Origin of the sequence: Mucilaginibacter terrigena, assembly GCF_004168255.1 — a bacterium.
GTDB classification, from domain to species: Bacteria; Bacteroidota; Bacteroidia; order Sphingobacteriales; family Sphingobacteriaceae; genus Mucilaginibacter; species Mucilaginibacter terrigena.
Window position 1 is genome coordinate 464,804 of sequence record NZ_SEWG01000001.1, and the last position, 14,467, is coordinate 479,270.

Below are 14,467 nucleotides of genomic sequence, written 5' to 3' on the forward strand. Positions count from 1 at the left end.
GTAAAGATAGGGATTTAGTTGATGGTTCATGGTTCATAGTTTATGGTTCATAGTCGAAAAGTCAATTGCATAGTTACCATGAACTATATGCTATAAACTACTTCAGCTACTATGAACCATCGCTATGAACTGTTGCAGCTACCATGAACTATGAACTATGAACGATGAACTGTTGCAGCTACCATGAACTTTGAACTATGAACCAAAAGCTATGAACTACTTGCACTTCGCCAAATCGGCATCAGCCTCTTCAAAAGCGATGGTGCCCATTTTATTGCCGAAGGAGTTACCCATGTAAGTAAGCAGCTTGGCTATTTCAATAGAAGTAAGATCGACATTGGCAGGCATGGAGCCTTCGTAGGCTTTACCGTTTATGGTGATGATAGTTTCTTTAATGCCATATTTGATAAAGCAAGCCAGCCGGGCTTTGTTCTTTTTCAGATACGCCGTATCGGTAAGCGGTGGTATCAGGGCCGACAGGCCTTCGCCATTTGCGCCATGGCAGTTCTGGCATTTTTCTTTATAAATTACGGCACCGCCGGTATAGTAACGCTTAAAATCCTGTTCGGCCTCGCTCTGGCATGATATAACTATCGCGCAAAGCAACACAGCTATAAAAGCAATTACCTTTAACTTCATTATTGGGCTATTTCGGTATCAACCTCGGTGCGCAGCGTTTTAATATCTTCAATCATCGCGCTTACCTCTTTTTCTTCGGTGCCATCATACATCCCGCGGATGCGTTTTTGCTTATCTACCAGCACAAAATAACCATCGTGCATAAATATTTCCTTAGCATCGGGGCCCGGGCGTTTAACAAGGTAATCTTGCGATATATTATACGTTGCCTCTTTATCGCCTTGCAGCAGCCACCAGCTATTGCCGCTGATACCCAGTTTATCAGCATACTTTTTCATCACGGCGGCGCTGTCGTGTTTTGGGTCGATAGTGTGCGATATGATCTTAAAATCGGGCAGGTTCTTAAACTCGTTATATACCTTTAGCATGTTGCGGTGCATAATAGGGCATATCGACGGGCAGGTGGTAAAAAAGAAATCGGCCACATAAATATCACCTTTAAGGCTGTTTTGGGTAATGGTATCGCCATACTGGTTCACAAATTTAAAATCGGGTATGGTGTGGTAAATGGTATCGGTAACCTGTTTGCCATCAACTACTTTAGTAACCGCATCGCGGTTGCCCATAATAGGCAGCTTTGGTTTAGCGGCATCGTTAAACTTACAGGCTGCAAAGGCTAATGTTACAAGGAGTAATGCTGCGAGTTTTCTCATTTGGCTTTATTTTGTTTAATAAACTTTGCCGCCTTGGCTACAACAACATTAAAGCTGCTGTCAATAGCATCTATTTTCTTTTTTTCGGCGGCAAGGTAAGTCATGATCTCGTCGTGGCTTTTACCTTTGTTTTCCGCGTCGAAGCTGTGCATCCAGTTTTCCATACGGGTGTCGGCGCTATCTAAGGCGGCGGTGTGCTGCGCAGCAACAGCTGTTACTTCTGGCGATTGGTTTGCCTTTATCAAGGTATCCAGCTGCATTTTATTTATCATGATCAGGTTTTCCTTTTCCATCACCCGGTCGTGCACTTTTATTACTTCAGTAAAAAGGTCGGTCTCCTGTTTCTTTTTATCGGTACAGCTAAATAGTACAACGCTTAAACACAGGGCGGCAATAATTTTTTTCATTGTATCTTTTGTAATGGTTTACGGTGCGGGGTTTATTTGTCTTAAGTAGTAAACATAATCTGTTATGGGCAGCTTGTCATCACCGGTCAGCTTTAAATGCTGGCCTGCCTGCGCGCGGGTGTGTGTGCCATGGTTAATAACATGCGCCAGTATATCGCAAAGCGCGGTTTCAAACAACTGGCCCTGCAAATTCCGGTAGGTAATTATCTTGTCGAAACCGGCTTCGTTTAAGCTGTTCAGAAAAGTTATCCAGCCGTGGTGTAATTTATCAATAATGGCCCCGTAGCTTGCGGCATCCCAATCCGGCCATAACTCTGTAACTTTTGTATGCTGCCCCATACAGCGCGATAGCCACACCTCTTCGGCAACCAGCAGGTGGGTCATCAGCTTAACAGGCTTACCGTTTATCCCGGTTTTTACTATCAGATCAGCTATCTGCCGGTTAGCAAACTGGTCGTAATTAAACAGGCGGATAAAGTAGCTTTTCATTGGCGGTAAAAGTACGCATAGTGCGCCAAATTCATAAAATATTTTGGGCGATTGATACTTAAAACCAAGCCATTATTAAAATTTTACATTATGCAGGCCAAAACTTATAAGCACCTGGTGCTGTTAACAATAACATCATCTAACATATACCATAACTTCACACAGCCATCCTACATTTGAATAAACATTAACTAAACACCATGAAGATGATTGAAAAATTGGCCGCCATAGTAAGCGACCTGCGCGAATGGATGTTTTTAAAAAGCATGCGTTCGTCTTTTATGCACTAAGTTTTTTAACGTAATGCTTTATTTATACAATAAAAATGTACATTTTGGGCTTTGCACCAGCTCAAATTAATGGCTACAGATAACCCCGATACATCTTTTTCTAAACAACTTTTTGGCGATGATTTTGCCTGGGGCGTGTCTACCGCCGCCCTGCAGATAGAAGGCTCTTGCGATGCCGACGGAAAAGGCGCTTCCATCTGGGATACATTTACCGCAAAAAAAGGCAAGGTTTTAAACGGGGACAAACCCGGTATCGCCTGCGATTTTTATAACCGCTATGAACAGGATATAGACCTTGTCAAAGAACTTAACATTCCTAATTTTCGTTTCTCGATAAGCTGGAGCCGCATTTTACCTGTTGGCGAAGGCAATATTAACCAGGCGGGGATAGACCATTACAATAAAGTTATTGATTACTGCCTTAAACAAGGCGTAGAGCCCTGGGTAACCCTTTATCACTGGGACTTGCCGCAGGCGCTTGAAGATAAAGGCGGCTGGACAAACCGCGATATAGTTGGCTGGTTTAGCAACTTCGCTGAGATCTGCGCCCAAAACTTTGGCGACCGTGTAAAAAACTGGATGGTGATGAACGAGCCGGCCGTGTTTACCGGCGCGGGTTATTTCCTGGGGATCCACGCGCCGGGCAGGCGGGGGCTGCGTAACTTTTTGCCGGCAATACACCATGTGGTTTTAAGTATAGTGGCAGGGGCAAGGGTGCTGCGGAAATTATGCCCTGCCGCGCAGATAGGCAATACGTTTTCCTGCTCGTATATAGAGCCTTATGCCGATAAACCCAAACATATTAATGCCGCCAAACGCGCCGATGTTTTAATAAACCGGCTTTATATCGAGCCACTACTCGGCTTGGGATATCCCACAGACGAGATCACTGCGCTAAAAGGCATCAGCAAATACATACAGCCCGGCGATGAAGCAAACATGAGTTTCGATTTTGATTTTATCGGTATTCAAAATTATACCCGCGAAATTGTTAAATATTCGTTTTTTACCCCCTACATAGGCGCCAGCCTGGTTAAAGCCGAAAAACGTAATGTAAAGTTAACCGATATGAAGTGGGAGGTGTACCCGCCTGCTATTTACCATATGCTTAAAAAGTTTAGCGCGTACCCGCAGATAAAAAAACTTATTGTAACCGAAAACGGGGCTGCTTTCCCGGACAGCGTTGCGGATGGCCGGGTTGACGACCCCAAACGCGTTAAGTACCTGCAAACGCATTTGCAACAGGTATTAAAAGCAAAGCAGGAGGGATGCAATGTACAGGGTTATTTTGTGTGGACCTTAACCGATAACTTTGAATGGGCCGAAGGCTATCATCCAAGGTTTGGGCTGGTTTATGTTGATTTTGAAACGCAGCAGCGCATTATCAAATCATCAGGCCGTTGGTTCGCTCAGTTGCTGGGGTAGGTCTGTACGGACGTGATGATTGGCCAGCCTAAGGCTGATAAAAAAGGTAGTGCCAATGTTGGCGTTGCTCTCGAACCAGATCCTGCCGTTATGCTTTTCCATGATCTGCCGGCAGATGGACAGGCCTAAGCCGAACGATTTTTCGCCCGATGTGCCCGGCCTTTGCGCACTGGTAAACATATTAAAAACCTGGTCTTTTAACTTCTCAGGTATCCCAATGCCATTATCTTTTACCGCCACAATAATTTTCCCGCTGTGTTCGGCAACCTTTACCTGTATGGTGCCCCCGCTTGGGCTAAATTTAATGGCGTTGCTTATCAGGTTACTAATAACCCGCCAGATCTTTTCCCTGCTAATGTAAAGTTCCTGCTGTTTATCCATGGTTTCCAGCAGTATGGTCTGACCTTTTTCAGCGGCTTTAAACCTCAATAATTCGACACTGTTGCTCACCAGCGAATTGATCTCCACATTCTCTAAATTTAACTCTATCGAGGCCATGTTGGTGGCTTCCAGTATCTCGTTGATCAGTTCGAGCGAGTTTATGGAGGTTTCTTTCACCAGGTTTATCAGTTCTTTTTGTTCTTCGGTATATTCATCATCGGCCATCATTGATGTTAACGATGCTATACCGCCTATAGGGTTTCGCAGGTCGTGCGCTACGGTACGCAATATGCGGTCTTTCTCCTGGCTGCCGTTATTCAACTCGCTTAGGGTGTTTTCTAAAATGGCGTTTTGCTGGTTTATTTGCTGGTTAAGCAGGTTTACCGTTTGCACATCCTGTTTTGAACGTTTCCAGTTGCGGTACACCAAAAAAATGATGATAAGCGCCATCGCGCCAAAAAACAAGGTAACATACAGGTAAATTCCCTGCAGCTTATTATCGTTGCTAAGGGCGTCAATTTCGTGCTGCTTTTCGTAATTGGCCAGTTGCTGGTTCACATCTGTTTCCATCAGCAGGCTGGCCCGTTGCGTAAGCGAATCCTTTAGTACATTATACCGCTGGATATGGGTAATAGCCTGTTTCAGCTCATCCTTTTTAACATAGTAGTTGCCTAATAAGCGATGGTAGTCGGCCTCGGCATCAGGGTTTTTAACGGTATCTAACTGATTGCGAAGATTGCCCAATAAAGCGTATAGTAAATCGTTTTGATTAGTATTAAGGTATAATTGGCCCAACTTTACTTCAGATAACTCGGCATCGTGGTTATCGTAGCCTTTTTGCAGGTTTATGGCAATACTCTTTTTCAGCAACTCAATGGCCTGGTTGTTTAACCCTTTCTGCACGTAAGTTTCGGCCTTGTTGCCATACACCACACCGCGTGCCATATCAAGGTGCAGCTTGCGGTCGGGAAAATGCTTCGCGTTATCGTTTATCAGCTTAAGGGCCTTATCAAAATAAACAATGGCGCTATCGTTATCATTGTTGTGTTTATAGCTTAAGCCTATGTTATCAAGCAGCTCCTGCCTGCGGTAAAAGCTTACAAAATCGGCTTTGCCTGCAACTTCGGTAACATTAGTTTTATAACTATCCTTAAAATAATTGGCGGCGAGTTTATAATGCCCTTTTTTATACATGATCATCCCCATACGGTAGGTATAATCGGCAAGGGCGCGCAGGTTCACATAATTTTTACCGGTAAGGTAGCCCTGGTAGTACGATTGGTAGGCATCTGTAAATTGTTTCAGTTCAAAAAAAGCATCGCCGCGGGCAAAGTTGGCTTCAGCAAAATTCATAGAGTATTGCTTTGGGTTAACGCTTTGGTTAGCCATGGCAAGCATACTATCGGCGTATATCAGGCCTTTATTATAATCGTTTTTTAGCTTTTGATAATGGATGTAATTGAACGCGTAATAGCGGAACCTATCGTTAATGGTGGGGTTTTGCAGCCGGTGAAATGCCGAGTCCATAAAATGAAGGGCGCGGTCCGCATCGTTCTTCGCCCAAATTTTATCTGCCTCGGTTTGTATCGCCAGGTACTCGTCAGAATAATTGCCCTTATCGGCGCTTTTTTTGGCACACGACGATAAAAGGATCAGAAAAGCATAAAGCCAAACATGCCTTGTTGAGATCTGGGCAAAATGGTCTTTAAAACAAATCAAAGCAGTAAGTATTAGCAGGTACAACAAATATAATATTCGCGAAGTACTTCTTACTACTTACAGCTATATTTTTTTACTGCAAATTTTATTTAAAAGCATTTTCGCCCGTAACATCCATCCCCGTAATTAGCAGATGAATGTCGTGTGTACCTTCATACGTAATTACCGACTCAAGGTTCATCATATGCCGCATTATTGGGTATTCACCTGTAATACCCATCCCGCCAAGCATCTGGCGTGCTTCGCGGGCTATGTTTATGGCAATTTCAACACTGTTACGTTTAGCCATGGAAATCTGTGCAGCAGTTGCCCTGCCCTCATTTTTTAGCGTAGCCAAACGCCAAACTAACAGTTGACCTTTAGTTATCTCGGTTATCATTTCGGCCAGCTTTTTCTGCTGCAGCTGGAAACCGCCTATCGGCCTGCCAAATTGCACACGCTCTTTTGAATAGCGCAGGGCTGTATCGTAACAATCCATCGCCGCGCCCAAAGCGCCCCACGCAATACCGTAACGTGCCTGGTTTAGGCAGCCCAGCGGGCCTTTTAAACCCGATACGTTTGGCAATATATTTTCCTTAGGTATTTTCACGTTGTCAAACACCAACTCGCCGGTAGCCGATGCACGCAACGACCATTTATTATGCGTTTCGGGCGTGGTAAAGCCTTCCATGCCACGTTCTGCGATCAATCCGCGGATCTTTCCTTCTTCATCCTTGGCCCAAACAATGGCAATATCTGCAAAAGGGGAGTTGGAGATCCACATTTTAGCGCCGTTCAAAACGTAGTGCTCGCCCGCATCTTTTATATTGGTAACCATGCCGCTCGGGTTCGATCCGTGGTCCGGTTCGGTTAAGCCAAAGCAGCCCATCAGCTCGCCGCTGGCCAGTTTGGGCAGGTATTTATGTTTTTGTTCTTCGCTGCCATAGGCAAAAATAGGATACATCACCAGCGAGCCCTGCACCGAAGCGGTAGACCGGATACCCGAATCGCCACGCTCAATTTCCTGCATGATGATGCCGTAAGCCATATAATCCAACCCCGCACCGCCATATTCTACCGGGATGGTTGGGCCAAAAGCGCCTATCTCGGCCAAACCTTTTAACAGGTGTTTAGGAAACTCGGCCTTTTGCGCGTAATCCTCAATAACGGGGCTCACTTCCTTCTTCACCCAGTCGCGCACACTGGCGCGGATCAGCTTATGTTCTTCGCTTAAAAGTTCGTCTAAAAGGTAATAGTCCGGTGCTTCGTACAGGTCGGTTTTAGCCATGGCTCTTGTAATTGGTTGGCCAAATATAGGGCATTAAATACCAGTTAAACAAAGCATAAATCGTTGTTTTTGAATACCGCAAGGCACTTTATGCCAAAAAGCAGGTTTAAACGGTTTAAACATATTTTTTAGGTGTGATTTTTTTTTGAGAAAGCCTCACCCCAGCACTCTCCAAAAGAGAGGAGGTAAGATTTTAAAGTCCTCTCCTTTGGAGAGGATTTAGGTGAGGCTATTAAACCTCCAAATAATCCCTTACTTTTGAACATGATAAAAGTAGCTTTACAAGGCGCCGAGTTTTATGCTTATCACGGTTTTTACCACGAAGAGCAATTGATAGGCACACACTTTTTGGTTGATGTGCAGGTTGGTTTTTATGCCGATATTGATTTAGACAAGGACAACTTAAGCAACACCGTAAACTACGAAATGCTGTACGCTATTATTGAGCAGGAGATGAAACATACCCGCAAAGTGATAGAAACAGTTGCCCAGGCCATACTTAACCGGGTGAAAACAGAGTTTACTTTTATAGAGATGGCCGAGGTAACCATTAAAAAGCAGCGCCCCCCTTTTAGCGGCCCTATAAAACAATCGGTTATTACGCTTAGTTACCAAAAATAACAGTCCACATGACCTATAATAAAATTACCGGCGATATACTTGCACAGTTCACCAATATAGTTGGCAATGATGCCATATTAACTTCGCCTGCGGAAATAGCAGATTACAGCCACGATGAAACCGAAGACCTGGTTTATTACCCCGAAGTAGTGGTAAAGCCGCAAACGGTAGAGCAGGTTTCGCAATTGATGAAGATTTGTAATGAGCAGCTTATACCTGTTACCCCGCGCGGCGCAGGCACAGGTTTAGCGGGCGGGGCATTGGCCGTAAACGGTGGTTTAATGATCTCTATGGAGCGTTTTAACCATATCCTGGATATCGACGAGCAAAACCTCCAGGCTACCGTTGAGCCGGGTGTTATTACCGAGTTATTCATGAACGCCGTTGCCGAAAAAGGACTGCTATACCCGGTTGACCCTGCAAGTAAAGGCAGTTGCTTTATTGGTGGCAATGTAGCCAATTGCAGCGGCGGGCCGCGTGTGGTAAAATACGGAACCATCCGCGAGTATGTGTTAAACCTGGAGGTTGTTTTACCTACGGGCGAGGTGATATGGACGGGGGCTAATACGCTTAAATACGCATCGGGCTATAATTTAACGCAGTTATTGATAGGATCGGAGGGCACGTTAGGCATTGTTACCAAGATAGTGACCAAATTGATACCGCGGCCAACGCTGGACGCGTTGATGCTGGCGTCGTTTCCATCAAACGAGGATGCCTGCGCGGCGGTATCGGCTATTTTTAGGGCGGGGGTAGTGCCATCGGGTTTAGAGTTTATGGAGCGCAGGGGTATTGAATGGGTAATAGAGCACGACGGTATCACCTTCGACCTGAAGGATGGGATAGAGGCCTTTTTGCTGATAGAAGCCGACGGCACCAACCAGGAAGTAATATTTGCAGACTGCGAAAAGATCAACGAGGTTTTAGAGCAGCATAACTGCCAGGATGTGCTGTTTGCAGATACATCGGCACAAAAGGAAGAACTTTGGCGCATCAGGCGTACCATGGCGGTATCAGTAAAATCAAACTCCATTTATAAGGAAGAAGATACCGTAGTGCCCCGCGCCGCATTACCAAAACTGATCAAAGGGATCAAGGAGATAGGCGCCAAATATGGCTTTGAATCAGTTTGTTACGGCCATGCCGGCGACGGCAACCTGCACGTAAATATCATTAAAGCGGGCATGAGCGACGACGACTGGAATAACAAATTAAAAGACGGCATCACCGAGGTATTTGAGCTAACCGTCGCCTTAGGCGGCACCCTATCGGGCGAGCATGGCATCGGGCTGGTACAAAAAGGCTTTATGCACCTCAAATATACACCTATACATTTCGCTATCTGGAAAGGTATCAAAGCTATTTTTGACCCCAACGGGATCCTGAACCCCGGGAAGATTTTTTAGATTTCAGATATGCGGATTTCAAATGTGCAGATTGCAGAAGGGCAGGCACCCTCGACTTTATCCTGTCGTACTGAACGTAGTGAAGTATCTGTTTGCCAATAAGCATAGCGGATGGCGTAAAGTGGACCCATTCGCTATCGATCAGGGCGACAAAAGAATTTAACCGCGTAGCGTAGATCTGTACACCTGAAATTTGCACACCCGCACACCCGCACATCCGCAGCCTAATTCGTATTCAATATCAACCTTGGCTCGTCGTAATCTATCATATTCTTACGGCCTTCTTTGGGGATAGAGATGGATTTATTGGTGGCGTAATCGTAGCTGATGCAAACCGTTTTGCAGGTAGTGCAGATCTCGTCGCCTTTATCGCTTGTTTTAACCAGAACATGCATAATATCAAAACTGCTATTACCTATGCGGATAACCCGCACATAGCAAACCAGGCTATCATCAACGGTAACCGGTTTTAAATAATTGATCTCTGACCGGCCTACCACAATACCTATCTCTTTAAGGTCCCATTTTACCACATCGCGCCAGTAGTTAAAGCGCGCTACCTCAAAATAGGTAAGATACACCGCGTTGTTAACGTGCCCGCGCGCATCGATATCCGAAAAACGAATGGTGATATCGGTTTGTATTTATAATCGGTTAGTTTTTCAGCCATTTTAAGACATTTTGTCGGTTTAAATTAAGGAGTGTAGACATTTTGTCTTGCTAAATTGGTTTTTTAACCGTTGGTACAACAGTTGAACATACCTCTGCAAATTAACAAAAACAATATTTAAAGGAGATATAAAACCATGACATTAGTAAAATTTAACAACGGATTAAAAAACGGCGCGAACCCATTCTTTAACGATGTATTCGATTCTTTATTGAACGATTCATTTATAGGCGATAAGTTGGTAAGCCGCGTGCCTGCAGTTAACATTGCCGAAAATGATAACGAATTCCATATTGAGCTGGCTGTACCGGGCTTAAAGAAAGAAGACTTTAAGATAAACCTGGATAAAAACGTGTTAACTATATCGGCAGAAAAGAAAGCCGAAGAAAATGTTGAGCCAAAAAAATACAGCAAACGCGAATACAGCTACAGCTCGTTCGTAAGGTCATTTACCTTGCCCGATTCTGTTGATCATTCGAAAATTGAAGCGGATTACACAGACGGCATTTTAAAATTGACCGTAGCAAAAAGAGAAGAAGCTAAATTTCAATCAAGAGAAATAGCAGTTAAATAAATTGATTTCGGATTTGTGATCTTCGATTTCGGATTTACAATGTTCCGAAATCCCACATCCGCAATCCGAAATTTTAAAGAGTGTTTTCATAAGTTGGTTTAGTAAAAAGGCCGCATCCTTAACAGGGGCGGCCTTTTCTTATAGTGGATCTTAGATGTACGATTTTTAGATTTTAAGCGCAGGGCTTCCAATCGTAAATCTAAAATCGGATATCGTAAACTTTTTAATTACGCATATTAATATACTGTAGCGGCTGCCCAAAATCCTCGGTGCGGCACAGGCTTATCACGGCTTGCAGGTCATCTATCTTTTTGGCGGTAACGCGCACCTGATCGTCCATAATGGCGGCCTGCACCTTAAGGTTGCTGTCTTTTATCTTCTTCACTATTTTTTTTGCGGCTTCCTTATCAATACCCTCTTTGATCTTTACCTCCTTGCGGATCATGTTGCCTGATGCGTACTGGTCTTTACCAAAGTCAAGCGCTTTTGGGTCAAGGTTCTGCTTCACCATACGGCTTATTATCGAATCTACTATGGCTTTTAAGCGCATATCATCCTCGGTAACTATGGTTACCTCGTTGGTTTTTTTATCAAGATCGATAGTGCTTTTTGAGCCGTTAAAATCGTAGCGGTTCAAAATTTCCTTTTTAGCGGTATTGATAGCGTTGTCCAGCGTTTGGCCGTCTATCTTGCTTACTATATCAAATGAAGGCATAATATTGGTTTTTGTGATTAACGCAAAGCTAATGTAAGATTTGCATACACCGTACACATCGCCCTATATTAAATTTAATATTTAAAACATCTTAAATTGCAGATAAGTTAATATTAACTTAACAAATAAATAAGCAGCTTTGTGGCTGTAGCTATATGGATACTAAAAACATTCCTTTAATAAACAGGGAGATAAGCTGGTTATACTTTAACGACAGGGTTTTACAGGAAGCTGCCGACCCCACCGTGCCCCTTATTGAAAGAATAAAGTTCCTGGCCATATTTTCATCAAACCTTGATGAGTTTTACCGTGTAAGGGTAGCCACGCTAAGCCGCCTGGCCAACCTTAATGAAAAAGCTAAAGAGATATTAGGCTACAACCCCAAAAAAATCCTCAGCCAGATAAAAACCATCGTAGTTAGGCAGGAGAAGAAGTTTCATAACCTGTACGAGAATATTATAGTAAAACAGCTGGCCGAAGAAAAGATCTTTCTTTTGAACGATAAGCAGCTGAACGTAACCCGCGGCGAGTTTGTTAAAAGCTTTTTCAGGGAGCGGCTGCTATCTACACTGGTACCCATTATGCTGGATGATGACCTGCCGCTGCCCGAACTGCGCGACAGGGCCATCTACTTTTTTGTAAAGCTTACCAAGCATAAAAAATCGCGCTACGCGCTCATCGAATTCCCGGATAACCTGTCGAGGTTTTTGGTACTGCCCGAAACCAACAACCTGAAGTTTATTATCCTGCTGGATGATATCATCAGGTACAGCCTGGAGGATATCTTTTTCATTTTTGACCATGATTCGATAGAAGCGTACTCTTTGCAGCTAACCCGCGATGCCGAGCTTGACCTGGATAAAGAGGTAAGCGTAAAATTTGTGGATGCGCTTGCCAAAAGCCTGCAAAAAAGGCGCAAGGGTAAGCCGATGCGCCTGCTGTACGACAGCGAAATGCTGCCCGAAATGATTGGCTACCTTGTTAAAAAAATGAAGGTTGCACCGGGTAACTTAATACCGGGCAACCGTTACCATAACTTCAAGAATTTTATAGCTTTCCCCAACGTTGGCCGGCCCGACCTGGAGTATAAGAAAAACGTAGCGCTGCCTGTTGAAGGCCTGTCGTTTGGTAAAAGTTTGATGGGGATGATAGCCAAAAAAGATTACCTCATCAGTACGCCATACCAATCGTTTGACTATGTTATCCACTTTTTGCGCGAGGCCGCTATCGACCCAAAGGTTAAAGAGATCAACATAACCGTTTACAGGCTGGCCGAAAATTCAAAGATCATCCACGCGCTGATAAACGCCGCCAAAAATGGCAAAAAAGTAAACTGCCTGGTAGAACTGCGCGCCCGTTTTGATGAGCAGAACAATATTTACTGGAGCAACCGCCTGGAAGAAGAAGGCGTAAACGTGCTTTACGGGATAGACGGCTACAAGGTACACTCCAAAATTTGCATGGTCACGCGTATGGAAAAGGGCAAACCTGCCTATTATTCGTGCCTGTCTACCGGTAACTTTAACGAGAAAACTGCCGGCATATACGCCGACCATACCATCCTTACCGCCAACAAAAAAATATCGACAGACCTGGTAGCAATATTTAAAGCGCTTAACAAAAATATATTGCCAAAAGGATTAAAAACGCTGATCGTATCGCCTATAGATTCGCGACCGGCAATATATAAGCTGATAGATAACGAGATAAAATTTGCCAAAACAGGCAAAAAAGCCTACCTGATATTTAAAATGAACAGCCTTGCCGATGAGCAGATGATAAACAAGCTTTACCAGGCCAGTAATGCAGGGGTTAAGATCAGGCTCATCGTGCGCGGGATGTGCTGCCTGATAGCGGGGCAGAAGGGCTTTAGCGAAAATATTGAGGTTATAAGCATTGTAGATAAATACCTGGAACACGCACGTGTGCATATTTACGGTAATGGCGGCAAAGAGCTTATTTACCTTACCAGCGCCGATTTTATGACCCGTAATATTGATAACCGGGTAGAGGTTGGTTTCCCGGTGCTGGATGATGACCTGCGGCGCGAGATAAGGGATATCATAGAGACCCAGTTGGATGATAATACCAAGGCACGTGACATTACGGGCAACGCTGTTAACCGTTACCACAAAACCACATCAGAAGTGCTTACCCGTGCCCAGATAGATATTTACACCTACCTAAAAAACAAGAACACAAATTGAGATACGCCGCCATAGATGTTGGATCAAACGCAGTAAGGCTGCTGATAGCCGAGATCATCGAGAACAACGAATCGATATCCTTCAAAAAAATTACGCTGATACGTGTACCCGTTAGGCTTGGCGACGACGCCTTTTTGAACAAAAAGATCTCCGACAAAAAAGCCACCGACCTGATCAAATCCATGCAGGCCTTTCGTAACCTGATGGATGTATACAAGGTAACCGATTATATGGCCTGCGCCACATCGGCCATGCGCGAAGCTAAGAACGGGCAGGAAGTTGCCGACAGGATATTGGCCGAAGCAAATATTAACCTGCAGATCGTTCACGGCGAAAACGAAGCCAGGATAATTTACGCCAGCCACGCCGAGATCAATATCGACAAAAGTAAAAACTACCTGTATATTGATGTGGGCGGCGGCAGTACCGAACTATCCCTGTTCAGCGATGGCAATCTGCTGGCCTCGCAATCATTTAACCTGGGCACTATCAGGATCCTGGATAACCAGGATAAGGAAGAAACCTGGAACGAGATGAAGGATTTTATCCGCGAGCACACGCGGGTGTTGAAAAATATTTTCGGTATCGGCACGGGCGGCAACATCAACAAGCTGTATAAGCTGTCGCAGGAAAAAGACAACGTGCCCATGAGCTATGTTAAGCTGCGGGCGTTATACAACTACCTCAATTCTTTTTCGCTTAAGGACCGTATAAACGTACTGGGTTTAAACCACGACAGGGCCGACGTAATTATCCCTGCCTGCGAAATTTATTTAACCGTGCTTAAATGCGCAAATATCAAGAGTATTTATGTGCCAACAGTGGGTATGGTTGACGGAATTATCCAAACTTTGATAGAAAAGAACTATACCACAGCACATTAAATATATTTTAATAAATTGTTTAATAATTAAAAAACTGTTATTATATTTGTATTGCCCGCTCAAAGGGCATGTTTTTCATAGGTAGATGTAGGGTCGAGTACGAGTTATTCGACCCTTTTT

General features: G+C 44.2%; 14 protein-coding genes. 6 read left to right on the forward strand and 8 right to left on the reverse strand.

The genetic code is table 11. The features are described 5' to 3' along the window. Window positions 1–216: 216 nt before the first annotated feature. The 4 genes from EWM62_RS01955 to EWM62_RS01970 are packed head-to-tail and all read right to left on the reverse strand — an operon-like array spanning window position 217 to window position 2,188. On the reverse strand, window positions 217–639 hold the full coding sequence (locus EWM62_RS01955) for a c-type cytochrome (protein WP_129874949.1): 423 nt from the start codon (window positions 637–639) through the stop codon (window positions 217–219). After that, window positions 639–1,292, reverse strand: coding sequence for an SCO family protein (locus EWM62_RS01960; RefSeq protein ID WP_129874950.1), 654 nt, complete (start codon window positions 1,290–1,292; stop codon window positions 639–641). The genes EWM62_RS01955 and EWM62_RS01960 overlap by 1 nt, the downstream gene beginning before the upstream one ends. Further along, window positions 1,289–1,699, reverse strand: coding sequence for a hypothetical protein (locus tag EWM62_RS01965; protein WP_129874951.1), 411 nt, complete (start codon window positions 1,697–1,699; stop codon window positions 1,289–1,291). The genes EWM62_RS01960 and EWM62_RS01965 overlap by 4 nt, the downstream gene beginning before the upstream one ends. Window positions 1,700–1,717: 18 nt before the next feature. Beyond that, window positions 1,718–2,188 carry a DinB family protein gene (locus tag EWM62_RS01970; protein ID WP_129874952.1) on the reverse strand — a complete coding sequence of 157 codons (471 nt, stop codon included), beginning with the start codon at window positions 2,186–2,188 and terminating at the stop codon, window positions 1,718–1,720. A 359-nt stretch (window positions 2,189–2,547) separates the two neighbouring features. Here EWM62_RS01970 and EWM62_RS01975 point away from each other — a divergent pair, with 359 nt between their 5' ends. After that, window positions 2,548–3,903, forward strand: a complete 1,356-nt coding sequence (locus EWM62_RS01975; RefSeq protein ID WP_129874953.1) for a GH1 family beta-glucosidase — start codon at window positions 2,548–2,550, stop codon at window positions 3,901–3,903. Here the strand turns inward: EWM62_RS01975 and EWM62_RS01980 are convergent. After that, the gene (locus EWM62_RS01980) at window positions 3,871–6,003 is read right to left on the reverse strand and encodes a tetratricopeptide repeat-containing sensor histidine kinase (protein ID WP_129874954.1); all 2,133 of its coding nucleotides are present in this window, start codon (window positions 6,001–6,003) and stop codon (window positions 3,871–3,873) included. The genes EWM62_RS01975 and EWM62_RS01980 overlap by 33 nt on opposite strands. Before the next feature lie 85 nt (window positions 6,004–6,088). After that, a complete protein-coding gene (locus EWM62_RS01985) occupies window positions 6,089–7,270 on the reverse strand; it encodes an acyl-CoA dehydrogenase family protein (RefSeq protein ID WP_129874955.1) in 1,182 nt (393 codons plus the stop codon). 264 nt (window positions 7,271–7,534) lie between these two features. On the opposite strand from EWM62_RS01985, the gene folB reads away from it, so the two are divergent. Next, window positions 7,535–7,891, forward strand: coding sequence for a dihydroneopterin aldolase (gene folB / locus EWM62_RS01990; protein ID WP_129874956.1), 357 nt, complete (start codon window positions 7,535–7,537; stop codon window positions 7,889–7,891). 8 nt (window positions 7,892–7,899) lie between these two features. After that, entirely contained in the window at window positions 7,900–9,297 is a 1,398-nt protein-coding gene (locus EWM62_RS01995) for an FAD-binding oxidoreductase (RefSeq protein WP_129874957.1), read from the forward strand. Window positions 9,298–9,521: 224 nt separating this feature from the next. Here the strand turns inward: EWM62_RS01995 and EWM62_RS02000 are convergent, their stop codons facing one another. Continuing rightward, window positions 9,522–9,878, reverse strand: a complete 357-nt coding sequence (locus EWM62_RS02000) for an acyl-CoA thioesterase (RefSeq protein ID WP_238989260.1) — start codon at window positions 9,876–9,878, stop codon at window positions 9,522–9,524. A 225-nt stretch (window positions 9,879–10,103) separates the two neighbouring features. On the opposite strand from EWM62_RS02000, the gene EWM62_RS02005 reads away from it, so the two are divergent. After that, the gene (locus tag EWM62_RS02005) at window positions 10,104–10,541 is read left to right on the forward strand and encodes an Hsp20/alpha crystallin family protein (protein ID WP_129874959.1); all 438 of its coding nucleotides are present in this window, start codon (window positions 10,104–10,106) and stop codon (window positions 10,539–10,541) included. 223 nt (window positions 10,542–10,764) lie between these two features. Here the strand turns inward: EWM62_RS02005 and EWM62_RS02010 are convergent, their stop codons facing one another. After that, window positions 10,765–11,256 (reverse strand): YajQ family cyclic di-GMP-binding protein, encoded by a 492-nt coding sequence (locus tag EWM62_RS02010; RefSeq protein ID WP_129874960.1) that lies wholly within the window; start codon window positions 11,254–11,256, stop codon window positions 10,765–10,767. 155 nt (window positions 11,257–11,411) lie between these two features. Between EWM62_RS02010 and ppk1 the strand changes: the two genes are divergently transcribed. Then, window positions 11,412–13,463, forward strand: coding sequence for a polyphosphate kinase 1 (ppk1, locus tag EWM62_RS02015; RefSeq protein WP_129874961.1), 2,052 nt, complete (start codon window positions 11,412–11,414; stop codon window positions 13,461–13,463). Then, a complete protein-coding gene (locus EWM62_RS02020; RefSeq protein ID WP_129874962.1) occupies window positions 13,460–14,347 on the forward strand; it encodes a Ppx/GppA phosphatase family protein in 888 nt (295 codons plus the stop codon). The genes ppk1 and EWM62_RS02020 overlap by 4 nt, the downstream gene beginning before the upstream one ends. Window positions 14,348–14,467: the final 120 nt, after the last annotated feature.

What these genes read in the sequence shown, in the direction of transcription:
- EWM62_RS01955 (WP_129874949.1), bottom strand. Translation starts at nt 639, where the DNA reads ATGAAGTTAAAGGTAATTGCTTTTATAGCTGTGTTGCTTTGCGCGATA.
- EWM62_RS01960 (WP_129874950.1), bottom strand. Translation starts at nt 1,292, where the DNA reads ATGAGAAAACTCGCAGCATTACTCCTTGTAACATTAGCCTTTGCAGCC.
- EWM62_RS01965 (WP_129874951.1), bottom strand. Translation starts at nt 1,699, where the DNA reads ATGAAAAAAATTATTGCCGCCCTGTGTTTAAGCGTTGTACTATTTAGC.
- EWM62_RS01970 (WP_129874952.1), bottom strand. Translation starts at nt 2,188, where the DNA reads ATGAAAAGCTACTTTATCCGCCTGTTTAATTACGACCAGTTTGCTAAC.
- EWM62_RS01975 (WP_129874953.1), top strand. Translation starts at nt 2,548, where the DNA reads ATGGCTACAGATAACCCCGATACATCTTTTTCTAAACAACTTTTTGGC.
- EWM62_RS01985 (WP_129874955.1), bottom strand. Translation starts at nt 7,270, where the DNA reads ATGGCTAAAACCGACCTGTACGAAGCACCGGACTATTACCTTTTAGAC.
- folB (WP_129874956.1), top strand. Translation starts at nt 7,535, where the DNA reads ATGATAAAAGTAGCTTTACAAGGCGCCGAGTTTTATGCTTATCACGGT.
- EWM62_RS01995 (WP_129874957.1), top strand. Translation starts at nt 7,900, where the DNA reads ATGACCTATAATAAAATTACCGGCGATATACTTGCACAGTTCACCAAT.
- EWM62_RS02005 (WP_129874959.1), top strand. Translation starts at nt 10,104, where the DNA reads ATGACATTAGTAAAATTTAACAACGGATTAAAAAACGGCGCGAACCCA.
- EWM62_RS02010 (WP_129874960.1), bottom strand. Translation starts at nt 11,256, where the DNA reads ATGCCTTCATTTGATATAGTAAGCAAGATAGACGGCCAAACGCTGGAC.
- ppk1 (WP_129874961.1), top strand. Translation starts at nt 11,412, where the DNA reads ATGGATACTAAAAACATTCCTTTAATAAACAGGGAGATAAGCTGGTTA.